The organism is Mycobacterium novum (assembly GCF_010726505.1).
Lineage (GTDB): Bacteria > Actinomycetota > Actinomycetes > Mycobacteriales > Mycobacteriaceae > Mycobacterium > Mycobacterium algericum.
Genome location: NZ_AP022562.1, coordinates 4,188,614 through 4,207,461, shown reverse-complemented (window position 1 = coordinate 4,207,461; position 18,848 = coordinate 4,188,614). Strand labels below are relative to the sequence as shown.

14 protein-coding genes are annotated in these 18,848 nt (G+C 67.8%); 7 read left to right on the top strand and 7 right to left on the bottom strand.

Translation table 11 applies throughout. The features are described from left to right. Positions 1-9: 9 nt before the first annotated feature. Positions 10-3,948, bottom strand: a complete 3,939-nt coding sequence (hrpA, locus tag G6N19_RS19775; RefSeq protein ID WP_193465492.1) for an ATP-dependent RNA helicase HrpA — start codon at positions 3,946-3,948, stop codon at positions 10-12. Between the two features lie 107 nt (positions 3,949-4,055). On the opposite strand from hrpA, the gene G6N19_RS19770 reads away from it, so the two are divergent. The 3 genes from G6N19_RS19770 to G6N19_RS19760 all read left to right on the top strand — a co-directional run bounded on the left by G6N19_RS19770 (position 4,056) and on the right by G6N19_RS19760 (position 6,811). After that, a complete protein-coding gene (locus G6N19_RS19770) occupies positions 4,056-4,622 on the top strand; it encodes an isomerase (protein ID WP_193465491.1) in 567 nt (188 codons plus the stop codon). Between the two features lie 97 nt (positions 4,623-4,719). Beyond that, positions 4,720-5,796, top strand: coding sequence for an NAD(P)H-dependent amine dehydrogenase family protein (locus G6N19_RS19765; protein ID WP_013829009.1), 1,077 nt, complete (start codon positions 4,720-4,722; stop codon positions 5,794-5,796). Between the two features lie 202 nt (positions 5,797-5,998). Further along, positions 5,999-6,811: an SDR family oxidoreductase gene (locus G6N19_RS19760; protein ID WP_232062725.1), complete on the top strand. Its 813-nt coding sequence runs from the start codon at positions 5,999-6,001 to the stop codon at positions 6,809-6,811. On the opposite strand, the gene G6N19_RS19755 is transcribed toward G6N19_RS19760, so the two are convergent. Beyond that, positions 6,799-7,434 (bottom strand): hypothetical protein, encoded by a 636-nt coding sequence (locus G6N19_RS19755; protein ID WP_041317935.1) that lies wholly within the window; start codon positions 7,432-7,434, stop codon positions 6,799-6,801. The two genes, G6N19_RS19760 and G6N19_RS19755, sit on opposite strands and share 13 nt — an antisense overlap. Before the next feature lie 199 nt (positions 7,435-7,633). Between G6N19_RS19755 and G6N19_RS19750 the strand changes: the two genes are divergently transcribed. The 4 genes from G6N19_RS19750 to G6N19_RS19735 all read left to right on the top strand — a co-directional run bounded on the left by G6N19_RS19750 (position 7,634) and on the right by G6N19_RS19735 (position 12,749). After that, on the top strand, positions 7,634-7,969 hold the full coding sequence (locus G6N19_RS19750; protein ID WP_013829012.1) for a DUF732 domain-containing protein: 336 nt from the start codon (positions 7,634-7,636) through the stop codon (positions 7,967-7,969). Beyond that, positions 7,969-8,628, top strand: coding sequence for a class I SAM-dependent methyltransferase (locus G6N19_RS19745; protein WP_013829013.1), 660 nt, complete (start codon positions 7,969-7,971; stop codon positions 8,626-8,628). Before G6N19_RS19750 ends, G6N19_RS19745 begins: the two co-directional genes overlap by 1 nt. A 99-nt stretch (positions 8,629-8,727) precedes the next feature. Continuing rightward, on the top strand, positions 8,728-11,526 hold the full coding sequence (gene acnA / locus G6N19_RS19740; RefSeq protein WP_193465489.1) for an aconitate hydratase: 2,799 nt from the start codon (positions 8,728-8,730) through the stop codon (positions 11,524-11,526). Positions 11,527-11,690: 164 nt separating this feature from the next. Then, positions 11,691-12,749: a tellurite resistance/C4-dicarboxylate transporter family protein gene (locus tag G6N19_RS19735; RefSeq protein ID WP_083038310.1), complete on the top strand. Its 1,059-nt coding sequence runs from the start codon at positions 11,691-11,693 to the stop codon at positions 12,747-12,749. 22 nt (positions 12,750-12,771) lie between these two features. Here G6N19_RS19735 and G6N19_RS19730 read toward each other — a convergent pair whose 3' ends face one another. The 5 genes from G6N19_RS19730 to G6N19_RS19710 are packed head-to-tail and all read right to left on the bottom strand — an operon-like array spanning position 12,772 to position 18,846. After that, a complete protein-coding gene (locus G6N19_RS19730; RefSeq protein WP_013829016.1) occupies positions 12,772-13,836 on the bottom strand; it encodes an ABC transporter ATP-binding protein in 1,065 nt (354 codons plus the stop codon). 10 nt (positions 13,837-13,846) lie between these two features. Continuing rightward, positions 13,847-14,686, bottom strand: a complete 840-nt coding sequence (locus G6N19_RS19725; RefSeq protein ID WP_013829017.1) for a carbohydrate ABC transporter permease — start codon at positions 14,684-14,686, stop codon at positions 13,847-13,849. Further along, the gene (locus G6N19_RS19720) at positions 14,683-15,567 is read right to left on the bottom strand and encodes a carbohydrate ABC transporter permease (RefSeq protein ID WP_013829018.1); all 885 of its coding nucleotides are present in this window, start codon (positions 15,565-15,567) and stop codon (positions 14,683-14,685) included. Before G6N19_RS19720 ends, G6N19_RS19725 begins: the two co-directional genes overlap by 4 nt. A 16-nt stretch (positions 15,568-15,583) precedes the next feature. Beyond that, positions 15,584-16,921 (bottom strand): ABC transporter substrate-binding protein, encoded by a 1,338-nt coding sequence (locus G6N19_RS19715; protein WP_232062438.1) that lies wholly within the window; start codon positions 16,919-16,921, stop codon positions 15,584-15,586. Positions 16,922-16,932: 11 nt separating this feature from the next. Continuing rightward, positions 16,933-18,846, bottom strand: coding sequence for a YhgE/Pip domain-containing protein (locus G6N19_RS19710; protein ID WP_193465488.1), 1,914 nt, complete (start codon positions 18,844-18,846; stop codon positions 16,933-16,935). Positions 18,847-18,848 lie beyond the last annotated feature (2 nt).

Below are 18,848 nucleotides of genomic sequence, written 5' to 3'. Positions count from 1 at the left end.
GGCCACAGCTCAATCGGAGCCGCCGGCGGCATCAATCGCCCGGTAGATCCGCTGCTGACTCACCGGCCGCGGGGTGCCGAGCTGTTGAGCCCACAGGCTGACGCGCAGTTCTTCGATCTGCCAACCGATGTCGCGCACGTCGGCGGCGGTGCGCCGAGCCGGGGGCAATTCGGCGAGCAGTTCGCCGTAGGCGTCCTGCACGGCGTGTACCTGGTCCATCCGCTGCCGGTCGGCGGTGCTGGCGTGCGGCAGCTGGTCGAGGCGCCGCCGGATCGCGGCCAGATAGCGGGTGATGTCGGTCAGGCGTGCGCGCCCCGCGGTGGCGACGAAGCCGGGCGCCAACAGCCGGTGCAGCTGGTCGCGAATATCGGCGACGGCGTCGCGGTGGGCGGCCAGCGGCTGCGCGGGCACCAGCAGATCGACGTCGCGGGCGGCGGCGAGCAGCTTTTCGACGCGAACCACGATGTCCTGCGTCGTCGCGGGCAGGGCCGTGCCCACCGCGGCCCGCAGCGTGGAAAACGCCTCGCGCGTCCATACCGGGCCGTCCATCAGCGACTCGACTGCCGCGTCGGCGCAGTCATCGAGCAGGGCGGTCAGTGACCCGTCCGGGTTGGCCTTCAATGCCAACCGGGTGCCCGGATCCAGCTGCCGCTCAATCGCTTTGACGGGCGATGGGACGCAGCAGCGCAGCAGCCGTCGGATGCCGGCCGTCATGGCCGTGGCCTGTTCGCCGGCGGTGGCAAAGACTCGTAGGTCGGTGGCGGTACCGGTGTCGACGTACGCCGGATAGCCGCGGACCACCCGCCCGCTGACCACGTGCTCAACCACCTGCGGCAGGTCCTCGAGGTCGGCGGGCCAGTCGCGCAGTCCGCTCCGCTGCAGCTCACCGGCGACCACCCCGGCGACCGCGTCGCGCGCCGACGCGGCGAAGCGCTCCTGCAGGGCGCCCAGGTCCTCCCCGCGCGCCAACTCCGAGCCGTCGGCAGCTTCGATGCTGAACGTCACCCGCAGATGGGCAGGCAGCCCGCTCAGATCGAACGACTCGATGGGCACCAGGACACCGGTGCGCCGTCGCAGCTCGCGTTGCAGCGCGGCCAGCAAGGAGCCGCCGTCGGGGTCGAGCGCGGGCAGCACTGCGCGGGCGGTGTCGGGGGCGGGCACGAAGTTTCGCCGCAGCTCCTTGGGCAGCGAGCGGATCAGCGCGGTCACCAACTCCTCGCGTAGTGCCGGCACCTGCCACGTGAAGGCGTCACCGCCGAGCCGGGCCAGCACATCGATCGGCACGTGCACCGTGACGCCGTCGTCGGCGGCATCGGGCTCGAACCGGTAGCTCAGCGGCAGGCTGGCGTCACCGGTCTGCCAGCTGTCGGGCCGGCCGGCGACAACCGCGCCATCGGCACGCAGCAGATCGTCGCGGCTCAACGTCAACAGGTCGGGGGTCTGACGCCGTTGCTTTTTCCACCAGCCGTCGAAGTGCCGGGCGGAGACGACGTCGGCCGGTATCCGGGCGTCGTAGAACGCGTAGATCTCGTCGTCGTCGACGATCAGATCGCGACGGCGGGCCCGGTCCTGCAACTCGTCGAGCTCAGCCCGCAACCGCGCGTTGTCGGCCACAAAACCGTGGCGGCCCTGCCAGTCGTCCTCCACCAGCGCGTGCCGGATGAACAGCTCGCGGGCCAGCGTCGGCTCGACCCGGGCATAGCCGACCCGGCGCCGCGCCACCAGCGGCAGCCCGTACAGCGTCACCCGTTCGTAGGCCAGCACCTCACCGCGCTGCGCATCCCAGTGCGGTTCGCTGTAGCTGCGCTGCACCAACTCCCCCGCCACCCGCTCGATGACGTCGGGCTGGATGCGCGCCGCGGTGCGCCCGTAGAGCCGGCTGGTCTCGACCAGCTCGGCCACCACCACCCACCGCGGCGGTCGTTTGGCCAGCACCGATCCGGGCGCCAACACGAACCGGGAGTTGCGCGCCCCCAGATAGTCGCGCCCGTCCACCCGACGCATCCCCACGTGCGACAGCAACCCCGCCAGCAGCGCCGCGTGCACCCGGGCCCGGCCGGCCGGCTCGTCGACATCGACCCCGGACTCATCCAGGCCCAGATCCCGCGCGACGCTACGCAGCTGCCCCACCAGATCCTGCCACTCGCGGATTCGCAGATAATGCAGGAACTCGTTTCGGCACATCCGCCGGAACGCGCTGGCGCTCAGCGTCTTTCGCTGTTCATTGAGATACCGCCACAGATTCAGGTAGGACATGAAGTCCGACTCGTCGTCGGCAAAGCGAGCGTGCTGGGCGCGGGCGGCCTCCTGCCGGTCGGTTGGGCGTTCCCGCGGGTCGGGGATCGTCAGCGCCGCCGCCACCACCAGCAGCTCGCGAACGCAGCCTTCGGTGCCGGCGGCCAGGATCATCCGGCCCAGCCGCGGGTCGACGGGCAGCCGGGCCAACCGGCGACCCAGATCGGTGATCTGCCCGTTCGCGTCGAACGCGCCGAGTTCGACCAGCAGCGCCACCCCGTCGCGGATGCTGCGCGCATCCGGTGGGTCTAGGAACGGGAAGTCCGCCACCTCGCCGAGCCGCAGTGCCGCCATCTGCAGCAGCACTGCGGCGAGATTGGTGCGCAGCACCTCGGGGTCGGTGTAGGCGGGCCGGGCCTCGAAGTCGGCTTGCGAGTACAGCCGGATGCATACCCCCGGGGCGGTGCGCCCGCAGCGGCCGGATCGCTGGGCGGCCGACGCCTGCGAGATCGGTTCGATGGGCAGTCGCTGCACCTTCAGTCGCCTGCTGTAGCGCGAGATTCGGGCGTTGCCGGGGTCGATGACATAGCGGATGCCGGGCACGGTCAGCGACGTCTCGGCCACATTGGTCGCCAGCACCACTCGCCGGGTGATGTTGGATGCCGGGCGCCGGGCGAACACCTTCTGTTGTTCGGCGGTCGGCAGCCGGGCATACAGCGGCAATACCTCAAGGGGGTGGCCGCCTGGACGCAGTCCTTGCAATGCGTCGGCGGTATCGCGGATTTCGCGCTCACCGGACAAAAAGACCAGGATGTCGCCGGGCGGCTCAGCCGTCAGCTCGCCGATCGCGTCGATGATCGCCTCGATCTCGTCGCGCATCTCGGTGCGCACGATCTCCCGGTCGGGATCGTCGGGGTCGTCGTCGGCACTCGTGGTGACCGCCACTTCCAGTGGGCGGTAACGGATCTCCACCGGATAGGTCCGGCCGGACACCTCGATGATGGGCGTCCCGCCCCCGAAGTGCGCCGCGAAGCGCTGCGGCTCGATGGTCGCCGAGGTGATGATCAGCTTCAGATCGGGCCGTCGGGGCAGCAACTGACGCAGGTAGCCCAGCAGGAAGTCGATGTTGAGGCTGCGTTCGTGGGCCTCGTCGAGAATCACCGTGTCGTAGCGCAGCAACCGCCGGTCCCGCTGGATCTCGGCGAGCAGGATGCCGTCGGTCATCAGCTTGACGCACGTGCGGTCGCTGACCCGGTCGGTGAACCGCACGCTGTAACCGACGGCGTCGCCGAGCGGGGTGTCGAGCTCGTCGGCGATGCGCTGAGCGACCGTGCGCGCGGCGAGCCGACGCGGCTGGGTGTGGCCGATCATGCCGCGGATGCCCCGGCCGAGCTCGAGGCAGATCTTCGGGAGCTGCGTCGTCTTGCCCGACCCGGTCGCCCCGGCCACCACCACCACTTGGTGCGCCCGGATCGCCGCGGCGATCTCGTCACGCCGATCGCTGACCGGCAGGTCGGGATAGCTGATCGCCGGTACGGCGGCGCGTCTCGCGGCGAGGACTGCTTCGGCGGCGGTGAGCTGCTCCGCCAGTTGCCGCAGCTGCTGCGACTGGCCATCACGCAGCTGCTTGAGGCGCCTGCCGAAATGCGCGGCGTCGCGAATGGTCAGGCCGTCGAGCCGGCTGCGCAAGGCTGCTACGGAGGGCTCGGGCACTCCGCCGAGGATAGAGGTCGTAGGACCGCCGACCACCGGCCAACCGTAGGTACCGGTCAGTACCGATCCGGGGGCGGTGGCACTGCTGTGTCGCTAGTGTTCGAACGATGGCATACAAGATCGACCCGGAGACCTTGCACAGGGTCGCCAAACAGGTCGTTGCCGAGTCAGCGGTGCGTGACGAAGCGGTCACGCGGGCCGTCGTGTTGCTCGCGGAGGAGTATCCGGACCTGATCGATCCGACGGCAGGTCGTTGGGTCGGCAGCAAGGCCGGCGGCATCCTGGGCAAGGTCCGCTTTCTTTACTTCAGCCCGCGGGAGTACGTCGTCATCTTCGGCTCCCCCACCGGCACCCAGGGGTTTTCGGGGCGCTACAAGCGCGTGGACATTCACAAATTCCTGCTGGCCGGACGGATCGACTCCTACGACCTCGAATCCGACGACGCTGAGCCGATGACGTTGCTACCCGGTGAGCACACCTGCCTCGAGAGGGGCCGCGCCCGGGGCCTCACCATCGCGCCCAACTCCTGGCACATCGAGTACGGCCGCGGTGCCGTGGCAACAACGCTGCCCTTCGCGATGGTCGACACATTGCTGCTGTCGTTGGAATTCGAGTCGGTGCGCAGATCGACGGTGGAGTTCATCAAGCTCGTTCGCCGGCAGCGGCGTCGTTAGGCGCTCGGGGCAGCGGCCCGGTTGTTGACTCGAGTCAGTCAACATGGTTACCGTCCATGATCCGGGCACCGCTGTTCTCCAATTGAACGGACTGAGGATGCGCAGAGTAGTTCAGTTCTCCACCGGCAATGTCGGACGCCATTCGTTGTGGGCGATCATCGGCCGGCCGGATCTGGAGTTGGTAGGCGTGCACGCCTCGAGTCCGGACAAGATCGGTCGCGACGCGGCCGAACTCTGCGGCCGCCGTGAACCCACCGGAGTGCTCGCCACCGACGACATCGATGCGCTACTGGCGCTCGGCGCAGACTGCGTGGTGTACACGGCCCAGGCCGAGACACGTCCGCTCGACGCGATCGAGCAGATGGCGAGGTTCTTGTCCGCCGGCAGCAACGTCGTCGCCTCGTCGATGGTCTGGATGGTTACGCCGCACCTGGCCGACGACTGGCTGCGCGAACCACTGGCCCAGGCCTGCAAGGCCGGAAACTCTTCGCTCTACGTCAACGGAGTGGATCCCGGGTATTCGGGCGACACCGAGGCGCTCGCGGCCATGAGCTTGGCCACCCGCATCACATCCGTGACCGTGCAAGAGATCTTTGACTACGGCAACTACGACGATTTCGAATTCACCGGAAGGACCATGGGTTTCGGGCTACCCCGCGGCAGCGACGTGATGCCGGCGTTGTTCTTGCCCGGTGTGATCACCTCGATGTGGGGTGGACCGGTGCGAAATCTGGCCCACCATCTGGGAATCGAGCTGGACGAGGTGCGGCAACGCGCCGATGCCTGGTATGCCACCGATCGGATCGAATGCGCCATGACCACAGTGGAGCCCGGGCAGATGGCCGCCGCCCGGTTCGCCGTCGAGGGAGTGATCAACGGTGCACCGGTCATCACCATGGAACACATCACCCGCCTCACTCCGGCGTCGGCGCCCGACTGGGAGTACCCACCGGACGGTCAGATCGGAGTACACCGGGTCGTCGTCGAAGGTGAGCCGCGGGTGGAGCTCAACACCCAACTCTCGCACCCCGACTACGACTCGACCGACGCCGGCTGTATCTCCACGGCGGCGCGCATCGTCAACGTGATCGACTGGGTGTGTGATGCCCCCGCCGGGCTGATCGCCGTCGAGGACATCCCTCCGGTCGCCATGGTCAAGGGACTGATCTGGTGAGCGCCGGCCCGACCCGCAATCAGGTGTCGGCCGCCGCGCTCAAGGCTCCGGCAGACACCTGGCGAACTTTACAATTCTGTATCAAACTGTCACTCTTGCGGTCGGGCGCGGGGCGGGCGAATCCGCTCGGATAGGCGCTACGGCAACGCATCGACGAACGAGGAGTCAGCGGGTGGCAGGCAGCGAATTCTCCGGCCGCACCATGGTGGTGTCCGGCGGCAGCCGTGGCATCGGATTGGCGATCGGCCTGGGCGCCGCTCGGTTGGGCGCCAACGTGGTGCTGCTGGCCAAGACCGCCGAACCGCACCCGCGACTGCCCGGCACGGTGCACACCGCCGCGGCCGAGGTCGAGGCGGCCGGCGGCAACGCCCTGGCCGTCGTCGGAGACGTGCGTAGCGAAGAGGACGTGCAGCGCGCCGTCGATGCCGCCGTGGAGCGGTTCGGCGGCATCGACATCTGCGTGAACAACGCCAGCTCGATCGCCACCGAGCCGACGGACAAGCTGTCCGCCAAGAAGTTCGACCTGATGCAGGACATCAACGTCCGCGGGACGTTTTTATTGACCAAGGCGTGCCTGCCGCACCTGCAGCGCTCTGCTGCACCGCACGTGTTGACGGTCGCTCCCCCGATCAACATGAACCCCTACTGGCTGGGCGTGCACCCGTCCTACACGCTGTCCAAGTACGGCATGACGTTGTTGACCCTGGGCTGGGCTGCTGAATACGCCGACGCCGGAATCGCGGCCAACTGCCTGTGGCCGGAGACCTACATCGCGACATCAGCGGTGGCCAACTCCCCCGACGGCGGCGAGCTGTTGGAGAAGGCCCGCAGTCCGCAGATCATGGCGGACGCCGCCGTGGCGATCCTGCGCCGCTCGGCCTCCGAGGCCAGCGGGCAGTGCTTCATCGATGCCGACGTGCTGGCCGAGACCGGTGTGACGGACTTCTCGGTCTACGGCGGCGGGCCCGAGCCGCTGATGGACTTCTTCGTCGACCGGCAGCCTCAGCGCAGGTAGACCTCGCTGCCGCTGGGATATCCGCCACCGGTGGTGGTGACGTGGACATGGTCGTAGTGGCCGTAGCCACCGCGCTGCGCCCCACCGCCGGGCGTGTAGTACATCCCGCGCCAGATGGCGTCCTGCAGGCCGAACCGATCGGCGTTCTCCATCACGTAGGCCACGATCGCGTCGCCGAGTGCGATGCCGTCGGCGCTGCCGGGGTTGGGGATCATGACATCGAGCGCCAGGCCGTTGGGGTGCCAGCGCAAGGCGTCGGCGCGCACCCCACCGATCTGGTGGATCTGCGGAAAGGCGTCGCTGATGCTGCGGGCGGCCAGGATCGTCTTGACCTGAAGGCCGCGTTCGGAGGCGACCCCGGCGGGCAGAAAGCGCGACACCATCCGCATTCGCGAGGCCGCGGCAACGCCTTCCGGACTACCCTGCCGCAGGTAATCGGCAGGAGCCGCAACCAACTGCAATCCGCCCGGTGAATCGTCTACAGCAACCACCGGATCGGCTTCTTTCGCGACCGTAGGATTGGCACTGCCTCCCACAGCAAAGAACATAGCTGCCGGTGCGATGAGCGCAGCCATCAAAACCGATGACCGTTGGCGCTTCCTGGCTAACTCATGTCGGCCCACGGAAAGACAGGATACGAGAAATTCGGCTAATAGTCACAAATTTATAAACCTCATAAATTCCTTATGTCTGACCCGTCACACCGGATTGGGTTTCCCGCTGCCCCGAATTCGCCGTTCACCCAGGTGGGCGGGGCGTGCCCGAGCGCCCCGGCGACCGCAAAGGAAGCCCACCTAACCAGCTGGGTCTACACTGCAACTCATGAAGTCGACGACCCTCGCCGCGGCGGTCCTGGGCTTGGCGGTGGCGCTGGCCGCACCGGCGCAGGCCGACCCCGACATTGATTTCGCCAACGAACTGCACAGCTACGGGATCTACGGGCCTCGGGACTACAACGCGTGGCTGGGCAAGATCGTCTGCGAGCGCCTCGACAAGGGCGTGGACGGCGACGCGGCCAAGTCGGTCCGCTTCATCACCCCGAACCTGCAGAAGGGCACCACCCAGCCGCAGGTCTGGCAGTTCCTGGGCGCGGCCATCCACACCTACTGCCCGGACAAGCGGCCGGTGCTGGAACAGGCCGCCGCCCAGCACGGCTGATGAACGTCAGCCGGCTCTGGCAGAACAGGATCTTCGCCGCGACCGTGGGCGCGGCCTATGCCCGCGCAATCGAACGGCCCGCGGCGGCTCGAGTCTTTGGCCGGCTGCTCTTCGGCACCGACGTCGACCGCATCTATCAGGCCATGGACGTCGTCGCGGAGCTGCCTGACGGCTCGGCCGTACTCGATGTGCCCTGCGGTGGCGGCATCACCATCGCCCGCCTGGCGCCCGGCAAACGCGTGCGCTATGTGGCGATGGACATCTCGGCGGGCATGCTCGACCACGCCCGCCGGCGGCTGCGCCCCGAGCAGCGTGACACCGTCGAGTTCGTCGAGGCGAGCATCGAAGCGATCCCGTTCGCCGACGACGAGTTCGACCTGTGCGTGAGCTTCAACGGGCTGCACTGTCTACCCGACCCGGCCGCCGCCATCCGCGAGATCGCCCGTTGCCTCAAGCCGGGCGGCCGGCTGGTCGGCGATTTCGCCACCCGCGGGCAGGTTCCCCGCGCTGACGCCTACATGGTGCTGATGCGGGCCAGCGGCACCTTCGGGCCCGGCGGCACCCTGGCCGACGCCCGCCGGTGGTTCACCGAAGCCGGCCTCACGGTCGACGAACTCGAATGTTCCGGCGCGATCACCCATTTCGCCGTCCACAAATAACATCCACTAAATTAGTTAGGTTCGACTTCCTGCTGGTCGTGCCGCCGGTGCGGACTATGGTCGGTGGTATCCCGATTCGCCCAGCGAGAGGGGCCCACCATGGCCGAGCAGACCATCCTCGACAGCTTCGGAACCAAAGACCAGCTGTCCGTCGACGACACCAGCTATCAGATTCGGCGCCTCGATCGCATCGACGGCTCGGCGCGATTGCCCTACAGCCTCAAGGTGCTGCTGGAGGACCTGCTGCGCAACGAGGACGGCCGGCTGGTGACCGTCGATCAGATCAACGCGCTGGCCGCCTGGGACCCGAAAGCCGAGCACGGCCGGGAGATCGCCTACACGCCAGCCCGCGTGCTGATGCAGGACTTCACCGGCGTCCCGTGCGTCGTCGACCTGGTGGCGATGCGCGACGCGATCGCGGAGCTGGGCGGCGACACCAAACGCATCAACCCGCTGTGCCCGACCGAGCTGGTGATCGACCACTCGGTGATCGCCGACGTCTTCGGTCGCACCGACGCGTTCGCCATCAACGCCGAACTGGAATTCGAGCGCAACGCCGAGCGCTACCAACTGCTGCGCTGGGGCCAGCAGGCATTCGACGACTTCTCGGTGGTGCCGCCCGACACCGGCATCTGCCACCAGGTCAACCTGGAGTACCTGGCCCGCGTGGTGTTCACCCGCGACAGCGACGAAGGCCCACAGGCCTACCCGGACACGCTGGTCGGCACCGACTCGCACACCCCGATGGTCAATGGTCTCGGTGTGCTCGGCTGGGGTGTCGGCGGCATCGAAGCCGAGGCCGCCATGCTGGGGCAACCGATGAGCATGCTCATCCCCCAGGTGGTGGGGCTCAAACTCACCGGTGAGCTGCAGACCGGCACCACCGCCACCGACCTGGTGCTCACCGTCGCCGAACTGCTGCGACGCACCGGCGTGGTGGGCAAGTTCGTCGAGTTCTTCGGCCCCGGCGTGGCCAACGTCCCGCTGGCCAACCGGGCGACGATCGGCAATATGAGCCCAGAGTACGGGGCCACCTGCGCGATCTTCCCGATCGACGCCGTCACCTGCGACTACCTGCGGCTGACCGGCCGGTCCGAACATCGGATCAAACTGGTGGAGGCCTACGCCAAGGAACAGGGCATGTGGCATGACCCCGGACACGAACCGGAGTACTCGCAGATCCTCGAACTGGACCTGAGCAGCGTCGAGCCGTCCATCGCCGGCCCGAAACGCCCGCAGGACCGGATCCCGTTGCGGCTGGCCCCGGCCACCGTCTCGGCGCTGCTCAGCGGCACCGAAACGACGGAGCAGGCACTGTCGGCCCTGGACGAGGCGTCCGCGGATTCCTTCCCGGCCAGCGACCCGATCGCCTTCGCCCAACCCCAGCCCGAAGGCAAGCCGCGTGGACCATGGGAAGGCGACGACAAGCTGCCCTGGCCCAGCGATCCCGAGTCGATCGAATTGGCCGACGGCACCAAGACCGACCTCGACAACGGCGATGTGGTGATCGCCGCCATCACCTCCTGCACCAACACCTCCAACCCGTCGGTGATGGTCGGCGCGGCGCTGCTGGCGCGCAACGCCGTCGACAAGGGACTGTCGCGCAAGCCGTGGGTGAAGACCACGCTGGCGCCCGGGTCCCGGGTGGTCACCGACTACTACGAACGGGCCGGCCTGACCCCGTACCTGGACAAGCTCGGTTTCAACCTGGTCGGCTACGGCTGCACCACCTGCATCGGCAACTCCGGTCCGCTCATCCCCGAGGTGAGCAAGGCCGTCGTCGACAACGACATGACGGTGTGTTCGGTGCTGTCGGGCAACCGCAACTTCGAAGGCCGCATCCACCCCGAGGTGCGGATGAACTTCCTGGCCTCGCCCCCGCTGGTGGTCGCCTATGCGCTGGCCGGCACGCTGCGGATCAATCTGCTCACCGACCCGATCGGAACCGGCAGCGACGGCGAGCCGGTGTATCTGCGCGACATCTGGCCCACCACCGAGGAGATCGCCGCCGTGGTGGACGACAACCTGCAGGCCGAGATGTTCACCGCCAGCTACGCCGACGTCTTCACCGGCGACGACCGCTGGCGGGCCCTGGAGGTGCCGGCGGGCGACACCTTCTCCTGGGATCCCGACTCCACCTACGTGCGCCAGCCGCCGTATTTCGACGGCATGACCCCCGAGCCGGCGGCAGTCACCGACATCACCGGGGCCCGGGTGCTGGCCAAACTGGGCGACTCGGTCACCACCGACCACATCAGCCCGGCCGGATCGATCCGGTATGACTCACCCGCGGGAAAGTACTTGTCCGCGCACGGTATTGAGCGCAAGGATTTCAACTCCTACGGCTCCCGGCGCGGCAATCACGAGGTGATGATCCGCGGCACATTCGCCAACGTCCGGCTGCGCAACGAGCTGGCGCCCGGCACCGAGGGCGGCTTCACCCGCGACTTCACCCAACCGGACGCTCCGGTCAGCACCATCTACGACGCGTCGGTCAACTACCTCGACGCCGGGGTGCCGTTGGTGATCCTGGCCGGCAAGGAATACGGGTCCGGTTCCTCCCGCGACTGGGCCGCCAAGGGCACCGTGCTGCTCGGCGTGCGAGCGGTGCTGGCGGTCTCCTACGAGCGCATCCACCGCTCCAACCTGATCGGGATGGGGGTGCTGCCGCTGCAGTTCCCCGACGGCGCCGACGCCGACTCGCTCGGCCTGACCGGTGAGGAGACCTTCGACATCACCGGCGTGACCGCCCTGGACGACGCCATCCCCGACACGGTGCACGTGAAGGCGGGATCGGTGGAGTTCGACGCCAAGGTGCGCATCGACACCCCCGGTGAGGCCGACTACTACCGGCACGGCGGCATCATGCAGTACGTGCTGCGGCAACTGCTCGACTGAACCGCAAGAACATCGTCGCGCGATCTACTTCCGGCGGGGTGGGCGGCAGCGTAGAGATCGGTGTCGATTGCCCCTAACCCGCCATCGCGGAATGCGGCCCGGTGGTATACCCAGACACGCTTTCAATACGCGATGAAAGGGGCTGGAACCGGGTGGGCGCAACGATGACAGGGCCGACGACCGGGATCCGAGAGGCGGTGCGGACCCTCAACCCGGGCTACTTCGCGCTGGTGATGGCCAGTGGAATGGTGTCGATGGCCATGTACCACCAGGACGCCTACTGGTTGTCGGTCCCGCTGCTGTGGGTGACGGTGCTATCGTATCTGGTCCTAGTGGCAGTATCGGCGGTGCGGCTCATCGCCTTTCGCCACGAGTTCCGGGCCGACCTGTCGGACTCCGGTCGCGCGTTCGGGTTGTTCACCTTCGTCTCGGCGACCAACGTGCTGGGAGCCCGGCTGGTCATCGACGGTCACACCGGTGTTGCGGTCGGCCTGTTGTCGGTCAGTACGCTGGCCTGGCTGGTGCTCGGCTATCTGATTCCCTGGACCGCCGTGCTGGGCAGCTCGGAGCGGCCGGTCGTGCGACGCGCCAACGGCACCTGGTTCATCTGGGTGGTCGCCAGCCAATCCGTCGCGGTGCTGGCGGCGGTCCTCGAGGTGGAGATCGATGAGCCCTGGCGCCAGAGTCTGGCGCTGCTGGCGGTGGTCTCGTGGTCGATCGGGGTGTTCCTCTATGGCGCCGCCGGAATCTTCGTGGCGCTGCGACTGCTGCTCTACCCGCTGCTGCCCCGGGACCTCATCCCGCAGTACTGGGTGGCGATGGGCGCCGCTTCGATCACGGTGCTGGCCGGTGCCAGGATCGTCGAGATGGCCGAGGCGCCGATGGTCACCGCCACCCGTGGTCTCATCGCCGGAACGTCGGTGCTGTTCTGGGCCTTCGGCACCTGGCTGATCCCGCCGCTGATCGCCGCCGGGGTGTGGCGGCATGTGGTGCACCGCATCTCACTGCGCTACGAGGCACCGTGGTGGAGCGTGATCTTCCCGCTGGGAATGTACGGGGTGGGCAGCCACTATCTGGGGCAGGCTGACCACCTGCCGATCGTCTATTACATCGGCTCGGTGCAGAGCTGGATCGCGCTGGCCGCCTGGGCCATAACGTTCGTTCTGATGCTGCACCACCTCGCGGTGACGTTGGTCCCCGAAGCGCCCAAGCGGGCACGCTAGCCGCACGCGGGGATCAGGCGCATCAACCCAGCCGGGCGCCGTCGGCGGTGAACAAGTGCAGGTCCGCCACGTCGAGCTGCAGCGACAACCGGGAGCCCCGGTCCACGTCGGTGCCGCCCGGGACCCGGGCCACCACCGACTGCGGCGGCTGCGGGCCGACGGTCCGACCGTACAGGTAGGCGTCGGCACCCAGTTCCTCGACGAAGTCGACCTCGACCCCGATCCCACGATCGGCGAGGTGCAGCTGCTCGGGCCGGACACCGACAATCAGTTCGGCTGCCGCGGAACCGCTTTCGCGCGGCAGAGCCATGGTGTGGCCGCCCAGCGCGAACCCGCCCTCGACAACCGGGACGGTGAACAGGTTCATCGCCGGCGAGCCGATGAATCCGGCGACGAACACGTTGGCCGGGCTGCGGTACAGCTCGCGTGGCGTGGCGCACTGCTGCAGCACCCCGTCGCGCAACACCGCCACGCGGTCACCCATCGTCATCGCCTCCACCTGGTCGTGGGTGACGTAGACGGTGGTGATGCCCAGCCGGCGTTGGAGTTCGGCGACCTGATTGCGGGTCTGTACCCGCAGCATGGCATCCAGGTTCGACAGCGGCTCGTCCATCAGGAACACCTGCGGGCGCCGCACGATCGCCCGGCCCATCGCGACCCGCTGGCGTTCACCGCCGGACAGGTCCTTGGGCTTGCGCTGCAGGTGGTCCTGCAGCCCCAACAGCCGGGCCACCTCGAGCACCCGGGCGCGGATCTCGCCCTTCGGGGTCTTGGCCACCTTGAGCGCGAAACCCATGTTCTGCGCCACCGTCATGTGCGGATACAGCGCGTAGTTCTGGAACACCATGGCGATGTCGCGATGGCCGGGGTCAGTCTCGGTGACCTCGTCGTCGCCGATGAAGATATGGCCGGCGTCAACGGGTTCCAGGCCGGCGAGCACCCGCAGGGTGGTTGTCTTGCCGCATCCGGACGGCCCGACGAGCACCATGAACTCACCGTCACGCACCGACAGCTCCAAGGCGTCCAGCGCCGGGCGTTCGGCACCGGGATAGCGCCGGGTCACCGAGTCGAACGTCACTGAAGCCACTGCGCCCCCGCTACCGTCCGCCGAAGCCCGTGGCGGCGATCCCGCTGACGAAAGCGCGCTGCGCCACGGCGTAGATCAGGATCAGCGGAGCCAACATCAGCATGGACGCCGCCATCAGCACCGGCCATTCGGCGACGTACTCCCCCTGCATCCACACCAGTCCGAGCGTAAGGGTGGCGATCTCCTCGCGTTGGATCATCAACAGCGGCCACAGGAAGTCGTTCCAGACGTTGATCCAGGTCAGTACCGCCAACACCATCACCGCCGGCTTGGCGTGCGGCAGCAGAATCCGCCAATAGACACCCCACGGCGAGCAGCCGTCGAGAATGGCCGCCTCCTCGAGGTCGACGGGCAACGTCGCGAAGAACTGCCGCATCAGATAGGTGCCGAACGCGCTGCCGAACAGTCCCGGGATGATCATCGCCCACACGGTGTCGGTCCAGCCGAACACTCGCATCAAGATGAACTGCGGGATCACCGTGACCGTCAGCGGCACCATCAACGTGGCCAGGTACAGCACGAACAGGGTGTCGCGTCCGGTGAACGGCAGCCGGGCGAAGGCATAGCCGGCCAGCGAGCAGAAGAAAACCTGCCCTACCGTCACACAACCGGCGTAGAGCACGGTGTTGAAGAACATCCGCCAGAACGGCATCCGGGCGAACACCTCGAGGTAGTTCGACCATTGCGGATGCGCCGGCAACAGCATCGGCAGGCTGATCTCGGCCTGGCGCTTCAGTGACCCCGACAGCGCCCACAGGATCGGGAACAGCGCACATGCCGCGACGCCGGCCAACCCGGCGTACACGGCCAGCAGTCCGGTGATGCGGTGCCGCACCGGCCGCCCCGTCACTGGTCCACCGCGTTTCGCCGCGACAACCGCAGTTGGATGATCGTCAACACCAGCAGCACGGCGAACATCACCCACGCCAGGGCGGATGCGTAACCGAAGTCCAGGAACGCGAACGCGTGCTGAAACAGCATGATGGCCAACACATACGTGCCGGTCTCCGGGCCGCCGCTGCTGCCGGTGAGCACATAGACCAGGTCGAACGCCTGAAACGCGTTGATGACCGAGATCACCACGACGAACCAGAGTGCGCCCCGGATCATCGGCACCGTGATCGACACGAAGCGCCGGACCTGCCCGGCGCCGTCGATGCGGGCCGCCTCGTGCAGCGACTCGGGAACACCCTGCATGGCCGCCAACAGGATCACCGTCGCGAACGGCACGCTCTTCCACACGCTGACCAGGCACAGCGATGCCATCGCCCAGTGTGGCTCGGTGAGCCACGGCACCGGCGAAACGCCGAACCAGCCGAGCATGATGTTGAGCAGGCCGCTGTCGGTGTTGAACACGAACTGCCACACCACCGCGATCACCACCGAGGACACCGCCAACGGCAGGAAGGCGATCGCCCGGAACAACCCGATGCCTCTGACCGCCCGGTTCAGCAATCCGGCCACCGCCAGACTGATCACCACCGTCGGCACCACCGTGCCGACGGTGAAGACCGTGGTGTTGCGTACCGCGATACCGAACAGCGGGTCCCCGGTCAACAGGTCGGAGTAGTTCGTTGCGCCGATGAACCTCGGCGGCGTGAACAGATCCCACTGCTGAAAGCTCATGTAGAGGGAGAACGCGAGCGGAAACGCCATGAACAGCGCGACCGCCGCCAGATTCGGGGCGATGAACCACCGGCCCGCCCGCGCCCGCCTGCGTGTCGGGTTCATGCTCGTGTGGGATTCATCAGGAAGCCAACAACTCGTCGATCTGGGGTGACAGACCGGTCTTGAGGGTGGCGGCCGGGCGCTTTCCGCGCAGCACCGGCCCGATCGCCCGGTCCATCAAGGCGTGCACCCGCTGCCAGTCCGGCGAGATTGGCAGTCCCTCGGAGTGGGCCGGGCCGCCGGTGAGCACCGCCAGATTGGTGATCCCGCGGTGGGCGGCGGTGAACCCGGGTGCGGCGATCGCGGATCGCAGCACCGGCACGAACAGCCCGGACTCCCCGATCAGCGACTGGCCCACCGGGCCCGCGGCGAACTTGACGAACTCCCACGCCTGCCGGCGGTGGCGGCTGGCGGCGGCGATGGCCAGGCCGGTGCTGCCGATGGCCGAGCGGGCGGCCAGGCCCTTGGCGGCCGCGGCCGGCCCCGTCGGTAGCACCGCCACATCGAAATCGAGATCTTCGGCCTGGGCGAAAGTCTGGTAGCGCCAATGCCCGCCCAATGCCATCGCCGCCTTGCCCGCGGTGAACAAGCCCATGGTGGACATCGCCTGGGTGTCGGAGGCGGCCGGCGCCACGCGATGCACGTTTGCCAGGTCGGCGTAGAACTGGATGCCGGCGAGGAAGGCGTCGTCGTCGTAATTGAGGTGGGTGGGGTTGAACCGCGGCACCGCCCAGGGTGTGCCGTTGTTCATGCCGAACAACGCCGCCGAATACGGCGGTGACCAGGTGTCGACGAACCCCCACCGGATGATCCTGCCGTTGGTGTCGCGCCGGGTCAGTGCGGTTGCGGTGTCCAGGAATTCGCCAAAGGACCAGGGCTCATCCCAGCGTCCCGGCGGTGGCGGAACGCCGGCCTCGGCGAAGATCGCGGTGTTGTAGAACAAGAACGCCCCCGACCACTGCTCTGGAAAGGCGTACTGACCGCCGTTGAAGCCGAACGTCTCATAGAGTGCCGGGATGCTGTCGGCGCGCAACGCCGCGGCGAACTCGCGGTCGGCGTCCAGCAGGGCGTTCAGGTCCGCCAGCACGCCGCGTCCGGCCAGCTCGGCGTAGTTGAACTCCCAGGCCATCAGCACATCCGGACACCTGCCGCCGGCGCAGAACGTCGAGATCTGCTGGGTGGGGTCTCCTCCGGCCAGCACGGTGCGCACCCGGATGTCGGGGTGCCGGTGCTGGAAGGCGTCCACGATGCGCATCCGGGCGTCGGCCTCCTCCGGGTTGGCCGCGAAGAAGAACCGCAGGGCGTCGTCGTCGGCTCCGCACGCCGAGGGCCACGGTGCCGCGGCGGCCAGCCCCAGCGCCGCGGCACCGCGAAGCACGGTGCGACGCCGCAACGGTGTTCCGCTCGAAGACCGCACCGGCGCGACCGTCACACTTCGATCGGCGGGTAGAGGCGCTCGAGGGTGAACTGGCGATCTCGGCGCGCGGCCCAGGCGCTGGCCGCCAGCGATACGACGAGGATGCCTGCCAGCACCGCCACCGACGTCCACAACCTGGTGTCGATGCCACCGACGGTCAACTGCCGTAACCCGTTGACGGCGTAGGTCATCGGATCGTAGGGGTGCAGGATCTGGAACGGTTTGGCGGTCGTCTCCACGGGATAGACCCCGCCGGAGGACACCAGCTGGAACATCAGGAACGCCAACGCGACCACCCGGCCGACCGCGACGCCCAGCACCGCGTTGAAGGCCTGGATCATCGCCAGGAACGCCGCGGCGATCAACGCCAGGAAGGCGACCGTGCCCGCGGCGTAGCGCGCCTGCAGCCCCACCCCGAAATGCACCACCGCATACATCAGTACCACCTGGCAGACACCCAGCAGCAGCGCGGGCCAATAGGAGGCCAGCACCACCCGCACCGCGCCGAGGCCGTTGACGATGGCACGAGTCTGCAACGGGGTCAGCAACATCCATACGATCAGCGAACCGATGAACAATGCCAGCGGCAAAAAGAACGGGGCGAACCCGGTGCCGAAGGTGGCGGCGTGATGGGTGAAGTCCATGTCGACACCGACCGGGCTGGCCAGGATCTGCGACACCTCCACGCGCTGCTGGTCGGTGATCGTCGAGGCGCGCTGATCCGCCTGCCCCAGCCCGTCGGCCAACTGCCTGGCACCGTCCTCGAGTCGGTTGCTGCCGTCGGCGAGCTGGACCAGGCCGTCGCTGAGCTGGTGCGCTCCGGCGTCGAGGTCGGTTGCGCCGTCACGCAGCGCGACCAGATCGTTCTTAAGTCCGCCGTCGAGGGCGTGGGTGATGAACGTGCGTAGCCCGCTACCCGGGTCGGCCAGGTCGCCCTCCAGCTTCTGGGCGTTACCGCGCAACTGGTTCAGTCCCTCGTCGGTGGCCGGGTCGAGCCCCTTGACGGCGAGGAGCCGCTGAGCGCCGGCAAGGGTGTCACCGAGCCCGCGCACCGCCGGGTCGGGGTTGGCGCGCAACGCGTCCACCACCTGGTTGACGATTCCGGCGGCCTGCTGGTAATTGACGTTGAGCGAGGCGATCCGGTCGGACACCGTTTTGATGTTGCCGCTCAACGCGGTCGCGGCGGCGCCGGCGGCGTTCGGGTCGAAGCCCATGGCGTCGAGGTCGTCGGTCAGCTTCAGCAGTGGATCAGTGGCCTGCTGGATGCCCGCCGACAACCGCCGGCTGCCATCGGCGAGCGCGGCAGAACCGTCGCGTGCCGTACCGAGATTGTCGGCCAACGTCTTCGAGCCCTCCGACAGCTGGCCGGCGCCGTCGGCCGCCTGCTTCACCTCGTCGGTCACCTGGGTCAGCGCGGTCCCGATCACCTGCTGGCCGACCTTGGCGCCGACCTCGTTGAGCACCTCGCGGGCGGCGTTCTGCCCCATGACCGATGCCAGGTAGTTGTTGGCGTCGTTGAACCGGAACTGGATCTGCGCCTTCTGCGGGTGCGGACCGGCCGGTGAGACCACCGCCGTGCTGAAGTTTGGCGGCAGCGTGATCGAGAAGTAATAGGTGCCGTCGGAAACCCCTTTGGCGGCTTCACTTTCCGACACCTCGTGTAGATCGAGTTGACCGGAGTCGACCAACCCGCGGGTCACCTCGTCGCCGGCCCGCAGCTGCTGTCCCTCGACGGTGGCGCCGGTGTCGGAGTTGACCAGCGCGACCGGGATCTTGTCTATGGCGGCGAACGGATTCCAGAACGCCCACAGGTACATGGCGCCGTAGAGCAGTGGCAGCACGATGATGGTCAGCAGGGCCACTCGCGGCATGGTGCCGCGCGAGTAGCGTTTGAGGTCGGTGCCCAACGACATTCCGGCGAGCATGA